Genomic DNA, 26,860 nt, shown 5'->3' with positions numbered 1-26,860 from the left:
TTCTTCTATAAGAAGCAAGACTATAATAAAACGTTTTCTCTTTATAGAATACTATAAGATGAATCGAACTACTATTTTTTTGTTTTTATGCTTTCTCGTTCTTCACTAAGCATGTCACTAACTGAATCGATTTTATATCCTTTATTTTTGATTTCGATAATTAAATGTTCAAGGCTATTTGTAGTAACTTCTGTTGGATGCATAAGGATTAGAGCCCCATTATGGATCTTCCCTGTAACTCTTTTAAGCAATGTATCAGGACTTGGTTTTTGCCAATCAATCGTATCCACAGACCATATTACTGTTTTAAGCTTTTGTTGAGCGGCAATTTTCACTACTTCATTATTAAAATACCCACTTGGTGGCGCTAATAATGTGACTTGCTTACCAGTTGTCGCTTCGATGACATCATTTGTTTTTACGATTTCCTCATGAATTTTACTACTGCTAATTTTACTCATATCTGGATGGGTATAGGAATGATTTCCGAGTTCATGCCCTGCTTCTGCAATCATTTTAGCAAGATCTGGGTTTTTCTGAACCCATCTGCCTTCCAAGAAAAAACTCGCCTTGACATGATGCTTTTTTAAGGTTGATAGTATGTCAGGTAAAAATTCATTTCCCCATGCTACGTTTATAATAAAGCTTACCATTTCTTTTTCTGGATTCCCTTTATAAATAGGAGCAGGTGGCAAATCATTTAGTGTAATTTTTGGTTTCACTTGCTTAAAAACCAATCTTTGTTCATTGAATTTCTTTTCTTTTTTCATATTCTTGTAAGAAGCATCAATATCCACTGTCACCCCATTTAATCCAGGAATAGCTTTCCATACAGGATCAAGCTTGGCATCAATCGGCTTCTTTTCATAGTCTTTCGCTTTCTCGCTTATCGTCGTATATAAAGAGTTAGTTGCTGTCACTGAGACAGCGTTTTCTTGTAAAGTACTTACATATGTATCAGCCCAAGGATTATTAACTAAAAACCAAGAGATGGCTAGTATTCCTATAAGTGAAACTGTTTTCTTCATCACCTTTTCCCCCCCAGTTACTACCATATGATAGGAAAGGACAAGGTAGAACGCTTAATGACGGACTTAACTTATCCTTTTCTCCTATTATTTTGTTCAAAACGTTCCTTTTCATTCCACAAAAAAATACCCGCTAAAAAACATAAGTAGTTTTTTAGCGGGTACCCTTGATTTCAATTTTATTAGTTTTTTGCATTCTCAGCTTGTTCTTTTTGTTCTTTCAAAACAGCTTTACGAGATAAATTTACTCTTCCTTGTTTATCAATTTCTGTTACTTTCACAAGGATTTCATCACCGATTGCTACTACATCTTCTACCTTGCCAATTCTTTCTTCAGCAAGCTCTGAAATATGAACAAGTCCATCTTTTCCGTTGAAAATTTCAACGAACGCACCGAATTTCTCGATTCGTTTTACTTTACCAAGATACATTTGTCCAACAACAACTTCACGAACGATATCTTCGATAATTTGTTTTGCTTTGTTATTCATTTCATCATCAACAGAAGAAATAAATACAGTACCATCTTGCTCGATATCAATTTTAACGCCAGTTTCTTCGATAATTTTATTGATTTGTTTACCACTTGGTCCAATAACATCGCGAATTTTGTCTGGGTTGATAGACATCATTAAAATTTTTGGCGCATAAGAAGATAGTGATTCTCTAGGTGTATTGATTGTTGCCAACATGGATTCAAGAATTTGCATACGGCCAATCTTAGCTTGCTGTAATGCTTCTTCTAAAATTTCACGTGATAATCCATCAATTTTTATATCCATTTGAAGTGCCGTTACCCCTTTAGAAGTACCAGCTACTTTAAAGTCCATATCTCCTAGATGATCTTCCATCCCTTGAATATCTGTTAAAATACTATAATGTTCACCAGATTTAATCAGCCCCATTGCAATACCAGCAACTGGTGCTTTAATTGGCACACCAGCATCCATCATAGCAAGGGTACTTGCACAAATACTAGCCTGTGAAGTGGAACCATTGGATTCTAATACTTCTGATACAAGGCGAATTGTATATGGGAAGTCTTTTTCAGAAGGAATAATTGGTTCTAATGCTCTTTCCCCTAGCGCACCATGACCGATTTCTCTTCGTCCAGGTCCACGCATTGGTCCAGTTTCACCAACACTGAAATTAGGGAAATTATAGTGATGCATAAATCGTTTTTCTTCTTCTACCCCAAGGCCATCCAATATTTGCACATCTCCTAAAGCACCTAATGTACAAATACTTAATGCTTGAGTTTGTCCACGAGTAAATAATCCTGACCCGTGTGTTCTCGGTAATAAATGCACTTCAGAAGACAGTGGGCGAATTTCTTCTAAGCCACGTCCATCTGGACGAACTTTATCTTCAGTGATGAGACGACGTACTTCATTTTTCACTAATTTATCTAAAATAGCTTTCACTTGTTTTAAATCTTCTTCTTCTGCTTCTTCTGCTTCATATTTTGCAATGACAGAATCTTTTACTTCTTTAATAGCTGCTTCGCGAGCATGCTTTTCTTGTACACGAATAGCATCTAGCATTTCGCTTTCACATAATGCACGCACATCTGCTTCGATGTCTTTATTCAATTCGTATAGTACAACTTCCATTTTTTCTTTGCCAATCTCTGCTGCAATTTTTTCTTGGAATGCAATTAGGCGTTTAATCTCATCATGTCCAAACATAATTGCTTCAAGCATTACTTCTTCTGGTACTTCATCGGCACCAGCTTCAACCATATTGATTGCATCTTTTGTACCTGCCACAGCAAGGTTAATATCACTTTTTTCTGCTTGTTCAACCGTTGGATTGATGACAAATTTTCCATCGATTCTTCCAACATAAACACCAGCAATTGGTCCTCCAAATGGAATATCAGAAACAGATAATGCTAATGAAGATCCAAACATAGCGGCCATTTCTGACGTACAATCTTGATCCACGCTCATTACTAAGCTGACAACTTGTACTTCATTACGGAAGCCATCTGCAAATAATGGGCGAATTGGTCGATCAATTAAGCGGCTTGCAAGTATTGCTCTTTCACTTGGGCGTCCTTCTCTTTTGATGAAACCGCCAGGAATTTTCCCAACCGCATATAGACGCTCTTCATAATTTACTGTTAATGGAAAGAAGTCTAAGTTCTTTGGTTCTTTTGAAGCAGTTGCTGTGCTTAATACAGCTGTATCCCCGTATCGTACAAGTACTGCACCATTTGCCTGTTTTGCTAATTGTCCAATTTCAACTGTAAGCTTTCTTCCAGCCCAGTCAATGGAATAGACATGCTTATCTTGTCCCATTCATAAACCCCTCTCTACTCATTCACTTCATGGAAGTTTCCGGTTAAGAACTACCTAAAACCTGCGTTATTTTATAAAATAAAGAATACTATCCTTAAATTTCTCTTCTACTAGTATACACATTTTATGTAACTAAAAAACGAAATTAATTTATGTAATCTATACTAATCATATGTTAGATTCGCATTTATTTACAATAAAAAAGCGGGAAAAATATCCCGCTTTTTTTAACTATCTACGTAGACCAAGTTTGTTAATTAAAACACGGTAACGTTGAACGTCTTTATTACGTAGGTAAGTTAAAAGATTACGACGTCTACCTACCATTTTCAAAAGACCACGACGTGAGTGATGATCCTTTTTATGTGTACGTAAATGTTCATTCAAATTATTGATTGACTCAGTAAGGACAGCGATTTGAACTTCTGGAGATCCAGTATCGTTCTCATGCGTTTTGTACTCATTGATAAGTTCGTTTTTACGTTCTTGAGTGATTGCCATCCTGTTTCACCTCCTAATTCTATTACACTAATCCCCAATTACCGAGCAAAACGTTGGTGATTCGATTTTGCCAAGCAAAGGTTGTTTTTAGTACGTCTTTAAGAATAACTGTTTTCTTTGGAAAAATCAAGACATAACCTTTTATTTTTTTATAAACAAAGAACATAAAAATAAAATCCAAAAAAAATTGACTACTATTGTAAGTCTTAGGGTATTTCTAGTCAGTCCTGCTAAAAATCACACTAGAAAACACTAGTTTCTTTCCATTATTTAGTTGGGATATATTTTTCAGTATATCCCAATCTAGTTAGAAGTATTCAGGTTGCTTTTCTTTTTCTTATTGTGCCTTTTCATAAAAGTATTGTAAGGCGGTTTGCTTGTCTTTTTCAATTTGGGCTACTAGTTCGTCGATGCCATTGAATTTTTGTTCGCTTCTAATTCGTTTATGCCATTCAACGATTACGGAATGGCCATAAATATCTTGATGAAAGTCAAAAATATGGACTTCGATACTAATCTTTTTCTCATCGGGCTGAAAGGTCGGTTTTGTACCGAGGTTACAGACTCCTTCATACCATTTTTCATTGACAAAGAATCGAACTGCATATACACCTAGCGGAGGTAAAATGACATCGCTAGTTGATTTCACATTTGCTGTAGGAAAACCAATCGTTCTTCCGCGTTTGTCGCCATGGATAACCGTCCCATTTACTGAATAGTGTCTACCTAAAAGAGCAGGCACCTTTTCCATTTCACCATTATTTATAAGAGAGCGAATTAAAGTAGAACTTACTTTCTCGCCCCCAAAAGTCTCTTTGCCAATAATCGTTGTTTCATATTTACCACGTGAATGCTTAGAAAGAGTCTCGGCTGTGCCCTGAGCTTTCTTTCCATAAGTATAATCAAAACCGGCTACTACATGTTTCACATTTAAATCAATTAAATACAAATCAACGAATTCTTGAGGAGGCAAGCTAGCAAATTCAATCGTAAAATCGACAATAAATAAATAATCGATCCCTAAGTTTGCTAATTGTTCTACTTTTGCTTCAAAAGATGTTAAGTAATCTACTTTTTTTGTTTTTCCACCTAATACGATTGAAGGATGGGGGTCAAATGTCATCACCGCGCTGCTCCATCCATTTTCATCTGCCACTCTTTTCGCTTCGCCAATTACCTTTTGATGGCCAAGATGAACTCCGTCAAAGGAACCTAACGCAATGGAAATTGGCGGATTATCATGCTCTTTATTTCGTTCTGAATGGTTTATTCTAACTATCTTCACTGTGCTACTCACCTTTTCTAACAAATTTCTTTTTTTCTCATTTGTCGTTAAACTTTCTTTCAAGGTGAACGAGAGCATCAATGGTTACTCCAAGATTTTTAATATTTTGGACGGTTTGATTAATCCTTGTTTTGTTGGATGCTGAACATATATAGCTAACGCTTCACCTGTTGTTGTTTGAATGACAATTGGTTCCTGTTCATCTAGTAGATAAGCAGGAGTTTCTAATACCGTTCCGTTTCGTACCTTCATTGCTAATGTATCATTTATTTCATATTTCGGCAAATGTAAAAGCGCGTCTTCCAGTGGATAAATATAGTTTTCCAGCTTCCCATTTTCTACATATTTCTCTAGTTCTTCAAATGTTACACACTCTTGTTTCGTAAAGGCGGCAGAACGAGTTCGGCACAAGTCTGACATATGGGCAGGATACCCTAATTTTTCGCCGATCATAACAGCAAGTGTGCGAATATAGGTGCCTTTACTACAGCTCACTCTAAAACGGAAGGATACAGTGTCTCCCTGTAACACTTGCCATTCGTCGATTAAATCTAAGGAGTAAATGTTTACTTGCCTAGAAGGACGGTCAATCTCAATCCCTTGTCTAGCATATTCATAAAGCCTTTTCCCATTTACTTTAACAGCTGAATACATTGGTGGTGTTTGTGTAATTTCCCCTGTTAGTTCTCGTAAAATCGCTTCTATTCTATCTCGCGTAATGATTTCCGCTACTTTTTTCTCCTCGACCTTTTCGCCAGAACGATCCTCCGTTGTCGTAGAGTACCCTATCGTTACTTCTCCTACATATTCTTTTCCTGCGTCTGTTATATATTCAGCTACTTTTGTTGCTCTTCCTAAACAAATTGGTAATACACCAGTTACATCCGGATCCAATGTTCCAGTATGACCGATTCGTTTCATATGTAAAATCTTCCGCAAACGAAAAACACAATCATGGGAAGTAAGCCCCTTGGGCTTCCATAATGGTAAAATCCCTTCCATATACCTCATCCTTTATTCATTTTATGAAAAAAACTCTTAATCTTGAGTCCTCAATTGTAATATAATTTAAAAGTCTTGTTAATGCGGCGGAGGAAATTTGACTCCTGCCGGATTTGAGGGAAAACCACAAGGATATGCCGAGGAGGCTCCTCCGTCCAGCAGAAAGCAAGTTCCTAGAGCGGAATTCAATGGGCTCCATTTCCACCGCTTATAAAAAAACTCCTATCGTCCATCCATAAGTATCATGGAAAAAGTCCGATAGGAGCAAGTTTATGTTACATCATTTTCTTTCGTCATCACTGGACGGATTTTCTTTTGCGATTTGATGCAATAATGTATCAATTCTATTTCCGTAATCTATCGACTCATCAAATTCAAACGTAATTTCAGGAGTTTTGCGTAAACGAATTCTTTGTCCGATTTCAGAACGGATAAATCCTTTCGCTTTTGCTAGTCCTTTTAGTGTATTTTCCCGTTGTTCTTGGTCGCCAAGTACAGAAATATACACAGTTGCTTGTTGAAGGTCACCAGTAACATTAACGTCTGTAACCGTTACGAAACCAATGCGAGGATCTTTTATCTTACGGCTAATAATCTCGCCTAGTTCCTTCTTCATTTGTTCACCAACACGATTTGGTCTTAGACTCATCGCGCAATTCACCTCATTTTTTTAAAGCCATTCTATATCTGTTATGGTTCTCTCTATTTCAGGAAAAGAATCAATAAACTGTTGTGTCTGTTGCAGCACACCTTCAGCCGAAACTCGCGCAGAAGCAACGGTAACAACAGCAATTTTTGTTCTTTGCCAAGTATCTTGATACCCGACTTCTGAAATAGAGATATTAAATTTTTGCTTTAAGCGGGTCATAATTCTTTGCAGAACCGCCCGCTTTTCTTTTAATGAGTGGGCATCATAAATAATGCATTCCACTGACATTAATCCAACAATCATTTACGCTCAATTTCTTCCATTACATATGCTTCGATAATATCGCCTTCTTTAACATCGTTAAAGTTTTTGATGGTAATACCACATTCGTAACCTTGAGCTACTTCTTTTGCATCGTCCTTGAAACGTTTTAATGCATCAATTTCCCCTTCGAAAATAACAACACCATCACGGATTAAACGAATACCGCTGTCTCTTGTAATTTTCCCGTCCGTTACATAAGAGCCTGCAATGGTACCGATTTTAGAAACCTTGAAAGTTTGACGAATTTCCGCTTGACCAATAATCTTTTCTTGGAACTCAGGATCAAGCATCCCTTTCATCGCTGCTTCAATTTCTTCGATAACTTTATAGATAATACGGTGTAAGCGTACATCTACTTCTTCAGCATCTGCCGCTCTTTTCGCGTTTACGTCAGGACGTACATTAAATCCAATTACAATCGCATTTGATGCTGCAGCAAGGGTAATATCTGATTCATTAATCGCCCCTACACCTGTATGGATGATTTTTACGTTTACGCCTTCTACTTCGATTTTATAAAGAGCAGCTGCTAACGCTTCTGCTGAACCTTGAACATCGGCTTTAAGAACGATATTAATATCTTTCATTTCCCCTTGTTTCATATGTTCAAACAGGTTGTCTAAGCTGATTCTTGTTTTTTCAGATCTTTGCGCTTGAATCGCTTGTGTGGAACGAGCTTCTCCAATTTGTCTTGCAGTTTTCTCGTCTTTGAAAACAACAAAGCGATCACCAGCTTGAGGAACATCGTTTAACCCAGTGATTTCCACTGGCGTTGATGGTCCTGCTGTTTTAACTCGGCGGCCAAGATCATTAACCATTGCACGCACACGACCAAATGTGTTCCCAACAACAATCGGATCCCCTATATGCAATGTACCATTTTGTACAAGCAATGTTGCTACCGAACCTTTTCCTTTATCTAATTGTGCTTCAATAACAGTACCAACTGCATTACGGTCTGGATTTGCTTTATACTCTTCTACTTCTCCTACTAAAAGAATCATTTCAAGCAGAGAGTCAATACCTTCACCAGTTAAAGCGGAAAGTGGAACAAAGATAGTATCCCCACCCCAAGCTTCTGGTACTAATCCATGTTCTGTTAATTCTTGCATTACGCGATCTGGATTAGCGGTTGGTTTATCCATTTTATTAACAGCAACGATAATTGGAACCTCAGCTGCTTTTGCATGGTTAATTGCTTCAATTGTTTGTGGCATAACACCATCATCAGCAGCAACAACAAGAATTGTGATATCAGTGATTTTCGCACCACGTGCACGCATTGTAGTAAAGGCCGCATGTCCAGGTGTATCAAGGAAAGTAATTTTCTTGCCATTCTCCTCAATTTGGTATGCACCAATATGCTGAGTAATACCACCAGCTTCTCCTGCTGTTACTTTCGTATTACGTATGCTGTCAAGCAATGTTGTTTTCCCGTGGTCAACGTGTCCCATTATGGTAACAACAGATGGACGTTCTACTAATTCTACGCCTTCTTCATCTGCAAAGTATACTTCTAGATCTGTCGTATCAATTTGGATTTCCTCTTCGACCTCTACACCATAATCTGTACAGATTAATTCAATTGCATCTTTATCTAATTCTTGGTTGATGGTTGCCATCACACCAAGAAGGAATAATTTTTTGATGATTTCAGATGGTTCTCGGTGCAATTTTTTTGCTAATTCAGCAACGGTTAACGATTCACTGAATGTAATTTTCTCTGGTAATTCTTTTTCTTTTTTCGGAGCTGGCGGTGCAGCTGGAGCAGTATTTTGCTTCCCTTTACGATTGTTATTTCTATTCTTATTGTTATTATTATTATTTTTTGGTTTGTTAAAACCTGGCTTATTATCTTTAGTATTTTTCACAGATTGATTTACTTTCCCCTTTTCAGCCATTTCATCGCTTTCTTTTTCATACTCGTCGGCGATATTTTTAGCCGCCACTTTCGCAGCTGGCGCTTTTGGCTTATTTTCTTCATTCTTTTTATTATATATACTATCTAATTTTTTGACTGTATCCTCTTCCAATGTAGTCATATGGTTTGAGACTTCTATATTCATCTCTTTTAATTTTGCAATAACATCCTTGCTTGAAATGTTATATTTTTTTGCGTATTCGTATACTCGCACTTTACTCATCATTTCACCCCCGCTAGAATTAATCGAGCAGCGTTAAAAGTTTTTTTGCAAATCCATTATCCAAAACAGCGACAACCACTCGTTGTTCTTTCCCTATTGCTTTACCTAGGATTTCCCTATTTGAAACAAGCTTCACTGGTACTTTATAGGAACGACATTTATCAGTGATTTTCTTTGTCGTGTTTTGTGACGCATCTTCCGACAATAATATTAGCTTTGCATTACCGCTTCTAATTTCTTTAACGGTCAATTCCTCACCTGAGGTTATTTTCCGTGCTCGATTTGCTAAGCCAAGTAATGACATCCACTTGTTATCGTTCATTTGGATTGTCTTTGCTCCTTATCTATTAGTTCTAACAGCTCGTCATAAACTGTATCATCTACAGTAACTTCAAGCTGGCTAGAAAGAATATTCTTCTTCTTGGCTAATAGTACTGCTTCTTTATCCAATGAGAGATATGCTCCTCGACCAGATTTTTTTCCCGTTAAATCGACGGATACAATCCCTTCTTTGGAACGAACGATGCGAACTAGTTCTTTCTTCGGCTTCATTTCACCGGTAGCAACACATTTACGCATTGGTACTTTTCTTGGTTTGTTCACACACATTCACCTCTATCATTCGAAATCTTCTGTGTTTAAGCGGAAATCATCCTCTTCTACTTCATCATCAAACTTAATCAATGAATTTTCAGTAGGATAAATTCCAGCTTCTCTTGCTTCTGACTCGGATTTGATATCAATTTTCCAGCCTGTTAGCTTTGCAGCCAGACGTGCATTTTGGCCTCGCTTTCCGATAGCCAGCGACAATTGATAATCGGGAACAATAACCGTTGTTGCTTTATCTTCTTCGTTTACAATAACTTCTAATACCTTTGAAGGACTAAGAGCATTTGCAACGAAAACAGTAGGATCACTTGACCACTTAACAATATCAATCTTTTCCCCTTTTAACTCATTAACAATCGTCTGTACACGAGTTCCTTTTGGGCCTACACATGAACCTACCGGATCTACCTCTTCGTTCTCAGAATGAACAGAAATCTTAGAGCGATCTCCCGCTTCACGAGCAACTGATTTTATTTCAACTGTACCATCATAAATTTCAGGTACTTCCATCTCAAATAATCTTTTAAGTAGCCCAGGATGTGTTCTAGACACAAAGATTTGGGGACCTTTTGTTGTCTTTTCCACTTTTGTCAGGAAAACTTTAATACGATCATGCGGTTTATAATGCTCATTAGGCATTTGTTCATTTGTTGGTAAAATCGCTTCAATTTTGCCTAAGCTGACGTAAATAAATTTACTGTCTTGGCGTTGAACAATTCCTGTCATGATATCTTCTTCGCGATCAATAAATTCAGAATAAATAATTCCTCTTTCTGCTTCGCGAACTCTTTGTGTTACTACTTGTTTAGCAGTTTGGGCAGCAATTCTACCAAAGTCTTTTGGCGTTACTTCCAACTCCACTACATCTTCCACTTCATAGTTTGGATTAATTCTTTGTGCATCTTCTAAAGAAATTTCAAGACGTGGGTCAAACACCTCATCTACTACTTCTTTTCTAGCAAATACACGCATAGATCCAGCACCTAAATTCAAATCAATTCGTACATTTTGTGCTTGGTTAAAATTACGACGGTAAGCGGAGATCAAAGCTGCTTCCATGGCATCCATGATCACTTCACGTGATATTCCTTTTTCTTTTTCAAGTAACACTAGAGCATCAACTAATTCACTGCTCATGAGCGTTTATCCCCCTTTATTCTCTTTTATGAAAAATTATAATGATCGATTACAAAAGACATTTTATCGATTCTTTATACATTATGAAAAACTAACTGCAAGTCTTGCTTTTGCCACTTTTTCGTATGGAATCTCAATCGTTTTCTTTCTTGTTTTAATTTTCACTTCAACTGTTACTGTTTTACCATCAAAAGCTGTTAAGACTCCTTCGAATGTTTTTTCCTTTTCAATCGGTTCATATGTTTTAATATAGACATTTTTTCCAATCGCTTTTTCAAAGTCTTTGTCTTTTTTTAATGGTCGCTCTGCTCCAGGTGAAGAAACCTCAAGAAAATAGTTTTCTGAAATCGGATCGACTTCATCTAACTTCTCACTAAGTTTTTCACTAACGACTGCACATTCATCAATATCTACACCTGTATCTTTGTCAATATATACCCGTAAAAACCAGTTTGGTCCCTCTTTTACATATTCGACATCTACTAATTCTAAGTGTAGTTCATCTAAAATAGGATGTACCATTTCTTCGACTATTTCTGTTACTTTGCTCAAAATTTTTCCCTCCTTAAGCAAGGAACCTTATTATGTTTTTAGAGTCAACTTAGCAGCCTGAAATATGTACTCTTTGTTGCTCATCCATCAAATCAGCGATACCCTTTCCTTTGATTTTAGGAAAAAAAACCCTAATACAAACAGGAAAGAGTGGGTTGCCCCACTCTCCATTCGCGAAAGTTATCCTTAGTATTTCCAAATAAACTATACCATAACCACTTCATTTATGCAAATGAAAGTCCGTAGTTTCAAGGTTTCTTCTCTTATTAAGAAAGAGTTTTAGAATAAAGAAAGCTGGTTTTGATCTGGCATATCAGCTAAGCACCCATGATTCTCTAGATATTGCATAATTGTTTTTGATACTTTTCCACGCTGCTGTAAATCCTCTTTCGATAAGAATTCACCATCTTTTCTTGCTTCTACAATATTAATGGCAGCATTTGTCCCAAGTCCAGGAATACTGTTAAACGGAGGGATAAGAGAGTTTCCTTCAATAATAAATTCAGTAGCACTTGATTTATATAAGTCCACTTTCTTAAATGTGTATCCTCTTTCTACCATTTCAAAAGCAAGCTCCATTACCGTTAATAAGTTTTTCTCTTTCGTTGATGCATCTAATCCTTTTGCTGTAATTTCATCAATTACTGCTTTAATACTATGGGATCCTTTTACCATTGCATCAATATCAAAATCATCGGCGCGAACGGTAAAATAAGCTGCATAATATAATAGGGCATGATGCACTTTAAAATAGGCAATTCTTACTGCCATTAAGACATATGCAGCAGCATGGGCTTTAGGAAACATGTATTTTATTTTTTTACAAGAATCAATATACCATTCTGGTACTTCATTCTTTCTCATTTCCTCTTCCATTTCATCTGTCAGGCCTTTTCCTTTACGCACGCTTTCCATAATCTTGAAAGCAAAACTTGGATCAAGACCTTGATATATCAAATAAACCATAATATCATCACGACATCCGATTACTTCACTTAAGTTACAAATATTATTATGAATAAGTTCTTGTGCATTTCCTAACCATACATCTGTACCATGGGACAAGCCAGAAATCTGTACTAATTCAGAAAAAGTTGTCGGCTTTGTATCTTCTAACATTTGTCGAACAAATTTTGTTCCAAATTCAGGGATACCAAATGTTCCCGTTTTGCAATAAATTTGTTCTGGTGTTACTCCAAGGGACTCGGTACCACTGAATATTTTCATTACTTCAGGATCATCTGTTGGAATGGTCTTTGGATCAATTCCACTTAAATCTTGAAGCATTCTAATAACAGTTGGATCATCGTGCCCTAGAATATCAAGCTTTAGAACATTATCATGGATGGAATGGAAATCAAAATGGGTTGTTTTCCATTCAGAATTCCGATCATCTGCCGGAAATTGAATTGGCGTAAAATCGTACACATCCATATAGTCGGGGATTACAATGATTCCCCCTGGATGCTGACCGGTTGTACGTTTAACCCCAGTACATCCAGATGCTAATCGATCAATTTCTGCACCGCGAATTTGTAAATTATTATCATTTTGATATGCCTTTACATAGCCATATGCTGTTTTATCCGCAACTGTACCAATTGTACCTGCGCGATACACATACTCTTCACCAAAGAGCACTTTTGTATAGTTATGCGCTTTTGGCTGATATTCACCAGAAAAGTTCAAATCAATATCGGGAACCTTATCTCCTTTAAATCCTAGGAAAGTTTCAAATGGAATATCGTGACCATCTTTCTTCAAGCGAGCCCCACAGTTAGGACAATTTTTATCTGGCAAGTCAAAGCCAGATCCAACCGAACCATCGTTAAAAAACTCCGAGTATTTACATTCCGCACAAATATAATGTGGCGGCAATGGATTAACCTCGGTTATCTCTGTCATGGTAGCTACAAAGGAAGAACCAACGGATCCACGCGAACCTACTAAGTATCCGTCATCTAACGACTTTTTCACGAGCTTATGGGAAATCAAGTAAATTACGGCAAATCCATGACCAATAATACTTTTTAGTTCCTTTTCTAAGCGTGCTTCTACGATTTCTGGTAACTCATCACCATAAATACGTCTAGCCATGCCATAGCTCATTTCCCGCATCTCTTCTTCTGATCCTTCAATTTTCGGTGTATAAAGATCGTCTTTGATTGGTTTAATAACATCAATCATATCGGCAATTTTATTAGTATTTGTTACGACTATTTCTTTTGCCTTTTCTTTTCCAAGGAAACTGAAGCAGTCCAGCATTTCATTTGTTGTACGAAAATGGACATCTGGAAGCTTATGGCGATTAAGCGGATTCGCTCCACCTTGTGAACCAACTAGAATTTCTCGATAGATTTTATCGTTAGGATTTTGATAGTGCACATTCCCTGTAGCAACAACTGGTATATCTAACTTATCCCCAAGTTTTACGATATTCCCGATTATTTCTTCTAATGCTTTTTCATCTTGTACTAGCTCCATTTCAATTAAATGAGCGTACACCTCTTTTGGCATTACTTCTAAATAATCATAAAATGGCGCAATATCTTCTACTTCTTCTGGAGCCTTTTGCATCATTGCTTCAAAGACTTCCCCTTTATCACAAGCTGATCCTACTAATAAACCTTCTCGATATTTTTGCAAGACTGATCTCGGAATACGAGGAACACGATAGAAGTAATTAATATGTGCAATCGAAACGAGTTTAAAGAGATTTTTAAGACCTACCTCATTTTGTGCGAGCACTGTACAGTGATAAGGCCGTGCCCTTTGGTAAGCATTTCCTTGTCCCATATTATCATTTAATTGATTATGATTCGTGATGCCCTTTTCAGCAGCATCTTTTAACATTTTTAAAGCGAGATATCCAGTAGCTTCAGCATCATAAATGGCGCGGTGATGCTGAGTTAATTCGATATCGAATTTCTTCGCGAGTGTATTTAAACGATGATTTTTCATTTCTGGGTATAAAAATCTCCCCAGTTCCAATGTATCAATGACCGCATTTGTCGATTTAGGCAGCCCTGCCTTCTGATAGCCGACATTCAAAAAGCCAACATCAAAGGAGGCATTATGAGCAACTAAGATACTATCGCCTGTCCAATCTGCAAACTTGCGTAAGACGATATCAATTTCTGGTGCACTTTCTACCATATCATCAGTAATACCGGTTAAATTAATGGTTGTCGCAGAAAGACGATGATGCGGATTGGCAAAAGATTCAAACCGATCGATAATTTCTCCATTATGAATTTTAACTGCAGCCAGTTCAATAATCGTGTTATATACAGCCGAAAGTCCAGTTGTCTCCACGTCGAATACTACATAGGTCGCATCCTCTAACTCGATATCCTTTGGATTATAAGCTATTGGTACACCGTCATCTACCAGATTCATTTCGACGCCATAAAGAATTTTAACGTCATTTTTCTTTCCAGCACCAAAAGCTTCCGGGAATGATTGCGCAACAGCATGATCCGTGATAGCAATTGCTTTATGTCCCCATTTTTTCGCTTGGCCCACAAGAGTTGCGACAGATGAAACAGCATCCATTTGACTCATTGGTGTATGAAGATGCAGCTCAACTCGTTTTTCATCCTCTTTAGCGGTATCCTTCCGCTCAACAGGCTTAATTTCATTTAAATCATTTCCTATCATCACTAAATCGCGAACGAATGTATCATTTTGAATGCTTCCCCGTGCTCTAAGCCACATTCCTTTTTTGACCAATTGGAAAAGAGCTGCATCCTCTTTATCACGAGAGAACATTTTGACAAGGATAGAGCTTGTATAATCTGTTATTTTAAAGGTTAATAGCGTTCGCCCACTGCGCAGCTCTTTTGTTTCTGCAAAGAAGACATATCCTTGAACTGTAACACGTCTTTCTTCATCGACAATCTCTTCCATACGACGATAATCGCTATCATCTTTGATCGTTAAGCCGATTGTTAATGGACCACTTGGAATTGGCGAATCACCAGCTTCTTTTTCAGCTTCCATCTTCTGGATATCTAATAAAGCTTGTTTTCCTCTTTCTTCATCCTCTTTTTGCTTCGCAAGCAAGAATTGTTCATACTCTGAATTTGATTTTTCTGCAACTATTTCTGTGTCTAAACTCATTGCAGGGAAACCAAAATATTGATAGGCGTCTGTTATTAAATTAGCGTATTTACGCTTAATCGCTAAGCCTTCCATTTCATTTCTAACTTGAATTGTCAGCTTATTTCCATTTAATTGCGGCACTTGTTCATTTAATAGTTTTAATAGCGGTGGAGAAATTCCTTGCATCTCCTCTATACATGCAGACCAATAGTCTCGAATTAATACATCTGTAACGATTCCATTTCTTACTCGAATATCATACGTAATAGTAGCAATATGAGAAAAACTACTTTTTAACTTGGCAGTAAATAATTGATAGATTTGAAATGGAATGATATCATCAAACAAAAAATGAAAATGCCACTTTTTGGACCGTTTTTCGACAACAATTTTTTCTATACTTGCGTTGCGAAAATGGGAAATATATGAATCCTCCGTTAATTGCAATTGTTGCAGCAAAATCTGGAAACGATCTACTTTCCCCTGTATATCACTCATTTATGTCGCTCCTTCCAATCTTGCTTATTTTCTATAAAAAATATTATATCACAGAAATAAACTGTTCTTTTCCTTAATGCAGTTTAGCATACAATCTAATCTACAAAAAGAAAAAGATTTAGCCAATTGCTAAACCTTTTTCTTTTATCCTGTTTGTGCTCACCCTTCTACTTGTGTTAAGCGAAGAATCGTAGCAGCAAGTTCACTTTCATGTACTTCTAGCATTTCTCCTGTACTTCTGACTTTTACTTCTACGATACCTTCAGCTGCTTTTTTACCAACTGTTATGCGAATTGGAAGTCCGATTAAATCAGAATCAGCAAATTTTACACCTGCGCGCTCAGCACGGTCATCTACTAATACATCAAAACGATTAGCCTTTAATGTTGCATATAATTTTTCGGATAACTCATTTTGTGTGTCATCTTTTGTATTTACAGTAATTAAATGAATATCAAATGGCGCTACAGCATTTGGCCATACAATCCCTCTGTCATCATTAAATTGCTCCACTATCGCTGCCATTGTTCTTGACACACCAATTCCATAGCAACCCATAATAAGTGCTTGGCTTCTGCCATTTTCATCTAAATAGGTCGCGCCCATTGCTTCACTATATCGAGTACCAAGCTTAAAGACATGGCCTACTTCAATTCCTTTAGCAAAAGTAATCGTACCTTTTCCATCTGGTGATAGGTCACCTTCTTGAATAAAACGGATATCTGCATATTGATCGACAGCAAAATCACGGTCTGGATTTACATTCACATAATGGTAATGCTCTTCATTTGCCCCACAAACACCATTTACAATTGCTTTCACAGCGTGATCTGCAATTACTTCTACCTCTTTCACGTTAATTGGACCTATTGAACCAACTTTGCTTCCTAATACTTGTTCCGTATCTGCCTGATCTGCTAATTCTACTACATTTGCTTCTAAAAGATTCTTCACCTTAATATCATTTACTTCGTGGTCACCGCGAACTAATACTAGAACAAACCTTTCATCAACTTTAAATAAAAGAGATTTAATGCATTTTTCTGCTGCTACATTTAAGAAAGAAGAAACTTCTTCAATAGTTTTTTGTTCTTTTGTTTCTACTTTTTCTAATTTTTTAGCAGGCTCGTCCGATTTATCATAGGAATTAATAACAGGTGCCATTTCAATATTTGCAGCATAATTAGATTCCGTTGAATACGCAATCGTATCTTCTCCAACATCAGATAACACCATGAATTCATGCGTATCCTTTCCGCCCATTGCTCCACTATCTGCAATAACTGCCCGATAATTTAAGCCGCAGCGCTCAAAAATATTGCAATATGCTTGGAAAATTGAGTCATAAACCTCCCCTAAGCTTTCATGCGTCGAATGGAAGCTGTAGGCATCTTTCATAATAAACTCTCTGCCGCGTAAAATTCCAAAACGGGGTCTTTTCTCATCTCTGAATTTCGTTTGGATTTGATAAAGCGTTAATGGTAAACGCTTATAGGATTTTACCTCATCACGAACTAGGCTAGTTATCACTTCTTCATGTGTGGCACCTAAAGCAAATTCTCTACTATTACGGTCTTTTAGGCGCATTAATTCAGGTCCGTAAGTAAACCATCTGCCGGATTCTTGCCATAATTCTGCTTGCTGCAATGCAGGCATTAATAACTCCACTCCACCAGCTGCATCCATTTCTTCACGAATAATTTGTTCAATTTTCTTTATTACTTTGTTTGCTAGTGGTAAATAAGAATAGATACCACTTGCGTTTTGTCTAATATAGCCTGCTCTTAATAAAAGCTGATGGCTTTTAATATCTGCATCTGCTGGTACTTCTCTTAATGTTGGAATTAACATTTTACTTTGCTTCATCTATCATTGCACCTCTATTATTTATGTTGTTATTAAGTTGTTACGGGATATATTACGTATTTAAGTCTAGTATCTTGTACTGCAGTCAACCGTCTCATACCTATTATCAAAAAAAGATTTTCCTGACAAAACAACATTCCCCTTACAATAAGGGGAATGAAAAGTATCCTACTGTATAAAAAATCGTTGGATATCATTCCAAGTGACGACAATCATCAATAACATGAGCAAGGCGAATCCAATAAAATGAACGATGCCCTCTTTTTGCCGGTCAATTGGTTTACCACGAACTGCTTCAATTGCAAAGAACAATAGTCGCCCACCGTCTAATGCAGGTAACGGAAGAAGATTCATAATACCTAAGTTAATACTTAAAACAGCCGCCCAATTCATTAAGGAATAGACACCTGATTGAGCAACCGTATCGGTTGATTGATAAATGGCTACAGGTCCACCTAAAGCATCAATCGAAAATTGGCCAGTTACTAGTTTACCAACTGCACCAAAAATTTCCTTTGTCCAATTATAGGTTTGTGTTGCACCAAATTGGATAGACTTTAATGGTGATTTCTCCATTGGGCTGTATACACCAACTAACCCAATTGTTTTTCCATCTACTTCCGATTCTTTAGGCGTTACCTCAATCGTCATTTCTTTTCCATTACGATCGATTAAAAATTCTAGGTTCTCTCCAGGACTTTTTTGAATAATGGTAACAACTTCTTCCCAAGAACCTACAGATTGTCCGTCAATACTAATGACATTATCACCTTCATGCAGTCCTGCACTAATTGCAACTCCATCATCTGTTAACTTACCAAGCTTTGCTTCATTTGAAGGAATTCCTTGTAATAAGGCAATCACAATAAAAATAAGAAAAGCTAACACAAAGTTCATGGCCGGACCTGCAAAAATAGCAAGTGTGCGCTGCCATAGTGACTTACTGGCAAATTGGCGATCATATGGTGCAATTTGTGTTTCGATTCCATTTTCAACAAAAACTGCATCCTTTTTCACAGGAAAAACGAGAAGATTATCTTCATTGTCTTCCTCAACATATCCTTTCACAAAAAGCTTATGCTCTAAATCAGCATCCTCTACATTAATAACACGAGCATTCGGATACTTTTCTTTATTGTTTATAATAATTTTCGTTACTTCTTCTTTATCATTAAGGATTAAGCCGATGCGATGACCAGGTTTTATATCAACCATTTCAGGATCTTCTCCAGCCATCCGCACATAACCCCCAATTGGCAGAAGGCGAATCGTATAAACAGTTTCTCCCTTTTTTAAAGAAAGAACTTTAGGTCCCATTCCAATTGCGAATTCACGACATAAAATGCCTGCACGTTTAGCTAATACGAAATGCCCTAATTCGTGGAAAAAAACTAACGCACCAAAAATGATGATAAAAGCTATAACTGTATACAAAATTTTTAACCACCTTTTTATAGAAGTGTGCTTACTCTTTTTCTTGTTTCTAAGTCAATCTCTTGGATCACTTCAAGACTAGGGTTTAGTATATTCTGATGACTATTTAGTGCTTTTTCAATTAAATCTTCAATTTGCAGAAAGCTAATTTCTTGTTTTAAAAATTTTTGTACTGCCACTTCATTAGCTGCATTTAATACTGTTGGTAAAGTTCCACCTGCTTTTCCAGCCTCAAAGGCTAAATGAAGACATCTAAATCTCTCTAAGTCCATATGCTGAAAATGCAACTTTCCCATCGCAGCTAAATCTAATCTTTTCCCATTCGCAGCTGGAAGACGCTCTGGAAACGAAAGAGCATATTGAATGGGTATTCGCATATCTGGAGTACCTAATTGAGCGATTACACTACTATCATGGAATTCTACCATTGAATGAATGATACTTTCTTTATGTAGTAATACATCTATTTTCTCATATGGAAGTCCAAATAACCAGTGTGCCTCAATTACTTCTAACCCCTTATTCATCATTGTCGCCGAATCAATCGTAATTTTTGCACCCATTGACCAATTTGGATGATTTAAAGCATCATCCACTGTCACCTGCTCTAACTCTTTTCTACTAAGGTCGCGGAAGCTTCCTCCAGAGGCAGTAATAATGAGGCGCTCAATATTTTTCGGGTTTTCCCCTTGTAAACATTGAAAAATAGCAGAATGCTCACTATCAACTGGTAATACAGGAACATTATATTTTGCCGCTGCATCCATCACAATATGTCCAGCAGTAACCAATGTCTCCTTATTCGCAATCGCTATAACTTTTCCCGCTTCAATTGCTTGTAATGTTGGATGTAACCCAACACTACCGATTACTGCATTTACCAGTATATCTGCTTTATCAAAAACGGCTACTTCTATCAATCCATCCATTCCATAGCTAAAATGGATATCTGGGAAGATTTGTTTTAATTGCTCATAATCTTTTTTTTCTGCAACAGATACAAGCAGCGGACGAAATTCTTGAATGATCTTTTTTGTTAATTCTATATTTTTTCCTGATGAAAAGGCAACTAATTCAAACCTATCTGAATGACTTTTAATAACATCCAAGGTTTGCATTCCAATCGATCCTGTCGCCCCTAGCAAACTAATATTCTTCACTACCTCACTCCTACACCCAATTTTTCTACTATTTATTCTAAATTAAATGAAGAAAACGTTCAAAGATAAAATAAAGCAGTGGCCAGACAAAAATAAGACTGTCAAACCGATCAAGAATTCCGCCATGCCCTGGTAATAACTTTCCTGAGTCCTTCACATCATAGTGACGTTTTAACGCAGATTCTGTTAAATCACCAATTTGTCCAAAAATAGATAAGATGATGGTAGTAAAAGCAAAACCTATAGACCATTCTATGTATCCAAACACACTAAATAGAACTCCTACTACTAAAGCACTGACAATCCCGCCAATAAATCCTTCAACTGTTTTATTTGGACTTATTTCTGGCCATAATTTTCGTTTTCCAATTGCTCTTCCGATGAAGTATGCACCAGAATCAGTTGCCCAAATGATAAATAGCGAATAAATAAGAAAAGCTAAATCGGTTTCTCTAATTTCAATAAAGAAATGGAATCCTGTTCCAATGTAGATGACAGCTAATATAGTAAAAGCAACATCATCAAATGTAAATTTATTTTTAGAAAAAACCATATACGTTAAATAAAATAAAACAGCAATTAAGCCCAATTCTATTTTATTCATATTCCATGAACTTATATAATGATTCGGCAGGACAATCATCCATGCGGTAACTAATGAAATAAACCCTGGAATAGAAAAGAACGAAATTTTTCTCATTCTAAACATTTCAAATACACCAATTCCAACTAATAGAAAAGTAAAAAGAACTAATGGTAGTTTTCCAATTAATACAAATGGTAAAAAAACGGCTATTGCAATAATTGCTGTAATGATTCTTTGCTTCATCTCTAAACCAACTCTCTTCAGACTCCGCCAAAACGGCGTTGTCTGTTTTGAAATTCTTCTATTGCTTCGAATAAATGTAGTTCATTAAAATCTGGCCATAGTACATTTGTAAAGTACAGTTCAGAATAAGCTATTTGCCAAAGCATGAAGTTGCTTATTCTTACTTCCCCACTTGTACGAATTAATAAATCTGGCTCGATTATATCTTCTGTCATCAAATAAGAGGAAAATACTTCTTCTGTTATGTTATCTATTTCTATTTTTCCCGTTTGACTGTCTTTTACAACATTTTTAACAGCATCTATGATTTCGGCCCGAGAACCATAATTTAAGGCAAAGTTTAAATGAAGACCTGTATTATGCTTTGTTTGTTCTACTGCTCGATTTAGGGCATTCAAAGTAGATTCTGGTAATCCTTCTGTATAGCCAATGGCTGTTACGCGAACATTTTTTTCAATTAATTCAGGCAAAAATGTACTAAGAAATTGTTCTGGAAGGGACAGAATGTAATCAACTTCCGATTTTGGCCTTTTCCAATTTTCTGTGGAAAACGCATATAAAGTTAACACTTTGATTCCAAGATCATTTGCAATAGCTGTAATTCGCTTTACACATTTCATTCCTTCATGATGGCCTGCAATTCTAGGCAACGTTCTCTTTTTCGCCCATCTTCCATTTCCATCCATGATAATTGCAACATGCTCTGGAATTTGTCGCATTTTAAGTGCTGATATTCGGTCTTGGAAAGTAGAAGAAACAGTTTTCTTCTTCCATAACCTTATTTTGTTAAACATAAAATAGCTCCTCCAAAATAGATCCCTTTTGTAACTCTCTATTCACAGTGATTATGTATATGGTAAATACTATTATCTATATCTGTTTATATTATCTACTAATTAGGATAATCATCATGATAACGATATTGCATAAACTACTAATGGTAAGGATCCACTTTTCTATTAAATTCTTTTCCATGAACCTATCCAACAAAAAGATAATCAAATAAGTTCCCTTTCTATATTATAGGAAAATAGTCAACCTAAGCAACTATCAATTAAAAAACTCATTGGTTTTCACTATTTTATGTACAAAGAAATAATATTTCGAGCAATATTTCAATCCTTATTTTTGCTAACATGAAGAAAAAAACCCCCTATAAAGTAGAGGGTTTAACTCAAGAATAGTAAACATCCTATTCAATTGAAATGTAGAAATATCCACTAAAATACGTTTAGATTATACTTCTAAAATTTCTTTTTCTTTTTCTTTTGTTAAAGCATCGACTTTATTGATGTACTCATCTGTTAATTTTTGAATGTCATCATTGTAGCCGCGAAGATCATCTTCTGTGATTTCTCCATTTTTCTCTAACTTTTTCAAATCATCATTGCCGTCACGGCGAATATTTCGAATAGCAATTTTTGCTTCTTCTGATTCTTTTTTCACATTCTTCACTAATTCCTTACGACGCTCTTCTGTTAACATTGGAATAGAAAGACGGATAACACTACCATCATTAGAAGGATTTAAACCTATATCAGATTTAAGAATAGCTTTTTCAATATCTCCAAGAACGGTTTTATCGTACGGCTGAATAACAAGTAATCTAGCCTCTGGTACACTGATACCTGCAAGTTGGTTAACCGGTGTTGGAGCACCATAATAATCAACTGTAATACGGTCTAATAAGGAAGCATTTGCTCTTCCAGCACGAATACTTGCAAGCTCGCGCGAGTAGCTTTGAATTGCTTTATCCATTCTGTCCTTTGTATTAGCGATAACTTGTTTAGGCATTATTTTTCCCCCTCACTATTGTTCCAATTGTTTCTCCCATTACAGCTCTCTTAATATTGCCATTTTCCGTAATAGAGAATACAATTAACGGAATATCATTGTCCATACATAATGATGAAGCGGTTGAATCCATTACAGCAAGACCATCTTTAATCACATCAAAATAAGTAAGTTCCTCGTATTTCGTAGCAGTTTTATCCACTTTCGGATCTGCAGAATATACGCCATCCACATTATTCTTCGCCATTAGTATAACGTCTGCTTCTATTTCAGCAGCTCGTAAGGCAGCTGTTGTATCTGTTGAGAAATAAGGGTTTCCTGTTCCCGCTGCAAAAATCACAACACGTTTTTTCTCAAGATGTCGAATTGCACGTCTTCTAATATATGGCTCAGCTACCTGTCTCATTTCGATAGAAGATTGAACACGTGTTTCAATGCCCATTTGCTCTAAACTATCTTGAAGGGCTAATGAATTCATTACTGTAGCGAGCATTCCCATGTAATCAGCGTTTGCACGGTCCATTCCCATTTCTTCCCCAATTTTACCACGCCAAATATTTCCACCGCCGACTACTACAGCTGCTTCCACACCAAGATCAGCAACTTCCTTTACTTGCTGTGCTACGTTTTTAATGATACTTGGATTTATACCAAATCCAGCCTCACCAGCTAATGCTTCGCCACTTAATTTCAGAACAACACGTTTATATTTTGGATTACTACTCATGGAAACCTCCGCTTTATTTGTAATATCTTGAAAAATAGGGAACACCATGGTGCCCCCTATGAAAACATTAATCGCTCATTTATTATTTCTTGTTTACTTGGTTCATAACTTCTTCAGCAAAGTTATCTTCACGTTTTTCGATTCCTTCTCCTACTTCGTAACGAACGAATTCACGTAAAGTTGCACCCTTAGATTCTACGAATTGGCGAACCTTTTGATCTGGGTTTTTAACAAATGATTGATCAAGTGCACATACATCTTCAAAATATTTACCTAAGCGGCCTTCAACCATTTTTTCAACAATGTTAGCTGGTTTTCCTTCGTTAAGTGCTTGTTGTGTTAATACTTCTCTCTCATGTGCCACTTCTTCTTGAGAAACTTGGTCACGAGAAATATATTTAGGGTTTAATGCAGCAATGTGCATTGCAACATCTTTAGCAGCTGATTCATCAGTAGTTCCTTCTAATACAGTTAGAACACCAATGCGTCCACCCATATGAAGGTATGCACCGAAAGCATCATTATCCGTTTTTGTTTTGATTTCAAAACGACGTAAAGATAATTTTTCGCCAATTTTAGCGATTGCAGCATTGATGTGTGCTTCAACAGTAGTTCCTTCTGTAATATTAGAAGTATGTGCTTCTTCAACACTTGCAGGTTTAGTAGCTAAGAGATGGGAAGCAAGTTCTTTAACCAAAGTTTGGAAACCTTCGTTTTTCGCAACGAAATCTGTTTCAGAGTTAACTTCAAGAATTACTGCTTCATTACCTTCTACCGCGATGAAAGTTGAACCTTCAGCTGCTACACGATCTGCTTTCTTTGCAGCACTTGAAATCCCTTTTTCACGTAAGAAGTCAATCGCTTTATCTAAATCACCATTTGTTTCAGTAAGTGCTTTTTTACAATCCATCATTCCAGCACCAGTTTTTTCACGTAGTTCTTTTACCATTTGAGCTGTAACAGCCATAGTAATTTGCCTCCTTAAGGTTTATGTATTATTTTTTTATCCAATTTATCTCCCTTTTAAGCAGGACGCTTGAAAAAAAGGTGATAAGAGGGATGCTCTTTATCACCTTTTCCACAAGTCCCTAACAATTACTTATTATCCATTTTAGTTTATCAATTGATCCAAAACTATTTTGTATAACAAGTCATTCGGTTCTAATTAAGCAGTTGTTACTTCTTCGCCTTGTTTAGCTTCAAGAATAGCATCTGCCATTTTCGCAGTTAATAATTTAACAGCACGGATTGCATCATCATTCGCAGGAATAACAACGTCAATTTCGTCTGGATCACAGTTAGTATCAACAATACCAACGATTGGAATATTTAATTTATGAGCTTCTGCTACTGCAATACGTTCTTTACGTGGATCTACGATGAATAGGCAGTCAGGAATTTTTTTCATATCTTTAATTCCGCCTAGGAATTTTTCTAAACGCTCAAGCTCTTTGTTTAATTGAACTACTTCTTTTTTAGGAAGTACGTCGAATGTACCGTCTTCAGCCATTCTTTCAATATCTTTCAAACGAGCAATACGTTTTTGAATTGTTTCAAAGTTAGTTAAAGTTCCACCTAACCAGCGTTGGTTAACATAATATTGACCAGAACGGATAGCTTCCTCTTTAACTGAATCTTGTGCTTGCTTTTTAGTACCAACGAAAAGAACTGTACCGCCGTTTCCAGCTAATTCTTTCACATAGTTATAAGCTTCTTCAACCTTTTTAACTGTTTTTTGAAGGTCGATGATGTAGATGCCGTTACGCTCTGTGAAAATATATTTTTTCATTTTTGGGTTCCAACGGCGAGTTTGGTGACCGAAATGTACACCAGCTTCAAGTAATTGTTTCATTGAAATAACTGACATGTTTTTTTCCTCCTAATGGTTTTGATTTCCTCCGCTTTTATCATTTTTAATCAAAACTGTAAAGTTTACAGCACCAATGATTAAATCCAAAAGCGTGTGTATTAACACCATTTGTTAATATAGCATATGTACTGTGCACAATCAAGTACATTTACGAATTTTGTCTAAATTTAAGCAATAGTTCCATCTCTGTCTTGCCTTTATTTAATGCTTTTGCTATATCCTCGATGCTTTTCCCTTCCGCCTGCATCTCTTTTGCTACTTCTACTATTGACTTTTCTTTCTGCTTTTTTTCTGGTGGCAAGATTAAATTTAATAGTTCGTTGACATCTTCCTTCTCCAACCGATCCTCTGTTAAACTATTTTCTTGTATAGAATCCGTCACATTTTTATAAGCATTCAGCATCGCTTTATTGCCTTTTATCTCTCTCGGCTTATATTCCAAACTTTCAGCTTTACCCTTATTGTCTTCTACTTTCTTACCTAGTAGATCCTCATTAGGATCAAAGCTAGTAAGTCTATTTAAAAACTGTTCATTTTCTACTTTTATTTCTGTAATAAAAGTAGAAATCACTTCTTCCATTTCTTCTAAATTCTTTCTCTGATCCTTTTCAAGATTTACAAAGCGATTTTGTCTGACATACAAAATAACGATGCAAAGTATAGCAATTAAATTTAAAGTAATACTTAAAAAAAGTAAAAAATTAACCATTTCATCCCTCTATCCACTAAAGTCGATACTTTTTCCTTTATAAGGATGTATCGTTTGTATTCTCTCTAAATCGTCTAATTCCTTTTCATCTTTCCTCATCTCTGTTTCGAAAAACTGCTTATCCCTTTTTTTCTTGGAAGTAACTTTACCGTTCCCTTCCCCCTTAATAACCGTTGTTCGCTTTCTTTCTTCCTCCTTACCGGTTTCTTGAGCAGCGAAGGTGTACATTTGCTGATGTTTTTGATCCTGTTGTTCTTGAAGCTTCCCTGCATCATAAGTTCGTGGTAATGCAACTTGCATTTCTAATGCTTTTAAACTCATGTGCACTCATCCTT

At 36.4% G+C, this 26,860-nt stretch carries 24 protein-coding genes; all 24 read right to left on the bottom strand.

All coding sequences use genetic code 11. From position 1 onward, the window contains the following. Positions 1 to 71: 71 nt before the first annotated feature. The 24 genes from NiCM35_RS01165 to NiCM35_RS01050 all read right to left on the bottom strand — a co-directional run bounded on the left by NiCM35_RS01165 (position 72) and on the right by NiCM35_RS01050 (position 26,846). Entirely contained in the window at positions 72 to 1,028 is a 957-nt protein-coding gene (locus tag NiCM35_RS01165; protein WP_123257470.1) for a polysaccharide deacetylase family protein, read from the bottom strand. A 182-nt stretch (positions 1,029 to 1,210) separates the two neighbouring features. After that, complete coding sequence (pnp, locus tag NiCM35_RS01160) at positions 1,211 to 3,331, bottom strand: polyribonucleotide nucleotidyltransferase (RefSeq protein ID WP_095329224.1); 2,121 nt, start codon at positions 3,329 to 3,331, stop codon at positions 1,211 to 1,213. Positions 3,332 to 3,562: 231 nt separating this feature from the next. After that, positions 3,563 to 3,832, bottom strand: a complete 270-nt coding sequence (gene rpsO, locus NiCM35_RS01155; protein ID WP_016201171.1) for a 30S ribosomal protein S15 — start codon at positions 3,830 to 3,832, stop codon at positions 3,563 to 3,565. Between the two features lie 337 nt (positions 3,833 to 4,169). After that, on the bottom strand, positions 4,170 to 5,117 hold the full coding sequence (gene ribF, locus NiCM35_RS01150; RefSeq protein WP_095329317.1) for a bifunctional riboflavin kinase/FAD synthetase: 948 nt from the start codon (positions 5,115 to 5,117) through the stop codon (positions 4,170 to 4,172). A gap of 84 nt (positions 5,118 to 5,201) precedes the next feature. Beyond that, complete coding sequence (gene truB / locus NiCM35_RS01145) at positions 5,202 to 6,119, bottom strand: tRNA pseudouridine(55) synthase TruB (RefSeq protein ID WP_095329223.1); 918 nt, start codon at positions 6,117 to 6,119, stop codon at positions 5,202 to 5,204. 280 nt (positions 6,120 to 6,399) lie between these two features. After that, positions 6,400 to 6,768 (bottom strand): 30S ribosome-binding factor RbfA, encoded by a 369-nt coding sequence (rbfA, locus tag NiCM35_RS01140; RefSeq protein ID WP_095329222.1) that lies wholly within the window; start codon positions 6,766 to 6,768, stop codon positions 6,400 to 6,402. Between the two features lie 21 nt (positions 6,769 to 6,789). Further along, the gene (locus NiCM35_RS01135; protein WP_095329221.1) at positions 6,790 to 7,071 is read right to left on the bottom strand and encodes a DUF503 domain-containing protein; all 282 of its coding nucleotides are present in this window, start codon (positions 7,069 to 7,071) and stop codon (positions 6,790 to 6,792) included. Beyond that, positions 7,068 to 9,236, bottom strand: a complete 2,169-nt coding sequence (gene infB, locus NiCM35_RS01130; RefSeq protein ID WP_123257469.1) for a translation initiation factor IF-2 — start codon at positions 9,234 to 9,236, stop codon at positions 7,068 to 7,070. The genes NiCM35_RS01135 and infB overlap by 4 nt, the downstream gene beginning before the upstream one ends. Before the next feature lie 19 nt (positions 9,237 to 9,255). Next, positions 9,256 to 9,558, bottom strand: a complete 303-nt coding sequence (locus tag NiCM35_RS01125) for a YlxQ family RNA-binding protein (RefSeq protein ID WP_016201165.1) — start codon at positions 9,556 to 9,558, stop codon at positions 9,256 to 9,258. Next, a complete protein-coding gene (rnpM, locus tag NiCM35_RS01120; protein ID WP_095329219.1) occupies positions 9,555 to 9,839 on the bottom strand; it encodes an RNase P modulator RnpM in 285 nt (94 codons plus the stop codon). Before rnpM ends, NiCM35_RS01125 begins: the two co-directional genes overlap by 4 nt. A gap of 15 nt (positions 9,840 to 9,854) precedes the next feature. Then, positions 9,855 to 10,982, bottom strand: coding sequence for a transcription termination factor NusA (gene nusA, locus NiCM35_RS01115; protein WP_095329218.1), 1,128 nt, complete (start codon positions 10,980 to 10,982; stop codon positions 9,855 to 9,857). Between the two features lie 81 nt (positions 10,983 to 11,063). Next, on the bottom strand, positions 11,064 to 11,537 hold the full coding sequence (gene rimP, locus NiCM35_RS01110; RefSeq protein ID WP_171510308.1) for a ribosome maturation factor RimP: 474 nt from the start codon (positions 11,535 to 11,537) through the stop codon (positions 11,064 to 11,066). Positions 11,538 to 11,813: 276 nt separating this feature from the next. After that, positions 11,814 to 16,136 (bottom strand): PolC-type DNA polymerase III, encoded by a 4,323-nt coding sequence (locus NiCM35_RS01105; protein WP_123259587.1) that lies wholly within the window; start codon positions 16,134 to 16,136, stop codon positions 11,814 to 11,816. A gap of 159 nt (positions 16,137 to 16,295) precedes the next feature. Further along, on the bottom strand, positions 16,296 to 18,002 hold the full coding sequence (locus NiCM35_RS01100) for a proline--tRNA ligase (RefSeq protein WP_123257466.1): 1,707 nt from the start codon (positions 18,000 to 18,002) through the stop codon (positions 16,296 to 16,298). A gap of 168 nt (positions 18,003 to 18,170) precedes the next feature. After that, complete coding sequence (rseP, locus tag NiCM35_RS01095; RefSeq protein WP_163185014.1) at positions 18,171 to 19,436, bottom strand: RIP metalloprotease RseP; 1,266 nt, start codon at positions 19,434 to 19,436, stop codon at positions 18,171 to 18,173. A 17-nt stretch (positions 19,437 to 19,453) separates the two neighbouring features. After that, the gene (dxr, locus tag NiCM35_RS01090) at positions 19,454 to 20,596 is read right to left on the bottom strand and encodes a 1-deoxy-D-xylulose-5-phosphate reductoisomerase (protein ID WP_123257464.1); all 1,143 of its coding nucleotides are present in this window, start codon (positions 20,594 to 20,596) and stop codon (positions 19,454 to 19,456) included. A gap of 37 nt (positions 20,597 to 20,633) precedes the next feature. Beyond that, the gene (locus NiCM35_RS01085; protein ID WP_123259591.1) at positions 20,634 to 21,425 is read right to left on the bottom strand and encodes a phosphatidate cytidylyltransferase; all 792 of its coding nucleotides are present in this window, start codon (positions 21,423 to 21,425) and stop codon (positions 20,634 to 20,636) included. A gap of 17 nt (positions 21,426 to 21,442) precedes the next feature. Next, the gene (gene uppS / locus NiCM35_RS01080) at positions 21,443 to 22,219 is read right to left on the bottom strand and encodes an undecaprenyl pyrophosphate synthase (protein ID WP_371471113.1); all 777 of its coding nucleotides are present in this window, start codon (positions 22,217 to 22,219) and stop codon (positions 21,443 to 21,445) included. A 442-nt stretch (positions 22,220 to 22,661) separates the two neighbouring features. Then, positions 22,662 to 23,219, bottom strand: a complete 558-nt coding sequence (frr, locus tag NiCM35_RS01075) for a ribosome recycling factor (protein WP_047940028.1) — start codon at positions 23,217 to 23,219, stop codon at positions 22,662 to 22,664. Next, positions 23,212 to 23,946 carry a UMP kinase gene (gene pyrH, locus NiCM35_RS01070; RefSeq protein WP_095329316.1) on the bottom strand — a complete coding sequence of 245 codons (735 nt, stop codon included), beginning with the start codon at positions 23,944 to 23,946 and terminating at the stop codon, positions 23,212 to 23,214. The genes frr and pyrH overlap by 8 nt, the downstream gene beginning before the upstream one ends. A gap of 82 nt (positions 23,947 to 24,028) precedes the next feature. Further along, on the bottom strand, positions 24,029 to 24,913 hold the full coding sequence (tsf, locus tag NiCM35_RS01065) for a translation elongation factor Ts (RefSeq protein ID WP_095329210.1): 885 nt from the start codon (positions 24,911 to 24,913) through the stop codon (positions 24,029 to 24,031). Between the two features lie 198 nt (positions 24,914 to 25,111). Further along, a complete protein-coding gene (gene rpsB / locus NiCM35_RS01060) occupies positions 25,112 to 25,813 on the bottom strand; it encodes a 30S ribosomal protein S2 (RefSeq protein ID WP_016201151.1) in 702 nt (233 codons plus the stop codon). A gap of 151 nt (positions 25,814 to 25,964) precedes the next feature. After that, positions 25,965 to 26,525 carry a hypothetical protein gene (locus NiCM35_RS01055; RefSeq protein ID WP_095329209.1) on the bottom strand — a complete coding sequence of 187 codons (561 nt, stop codon included), beginning with the start codon at positions 26,523 to 26,525 and terminating at the stop codon, positions 25,965 to 25,967. A gap of 9 nt (positions 26,526 to 26,534) precedes the next feature. Further along, positions 26,535 to 26,846, bottom strand: a complete 312-nt coding sequence (locus NiCM35_RS01050) for a hypothetical protein (protein WP_095329208.1) — start codon at positions 26,844 to 26,846, stop codon at positions 26,535 to 26,537. Positions 26,847 to 26,860 lie beyond the last annotated feature (14 nt).

Origin of the sequence: Niallia sp. M35 (genome assembly GCF_050971705.1) — a bacterium.
Taxonomy (GTDB): domain Bacteria; phylum Bacillota; class Bacilli; order Bacillales; family Cytobacillaceae; genus Niallia; species Niallia circulans_A.
The sequence above is the reverse complement of the archived record's forward strand: the minus strand, read 5'-3'. Positions and strand labels throughout refer to the sequence as shown.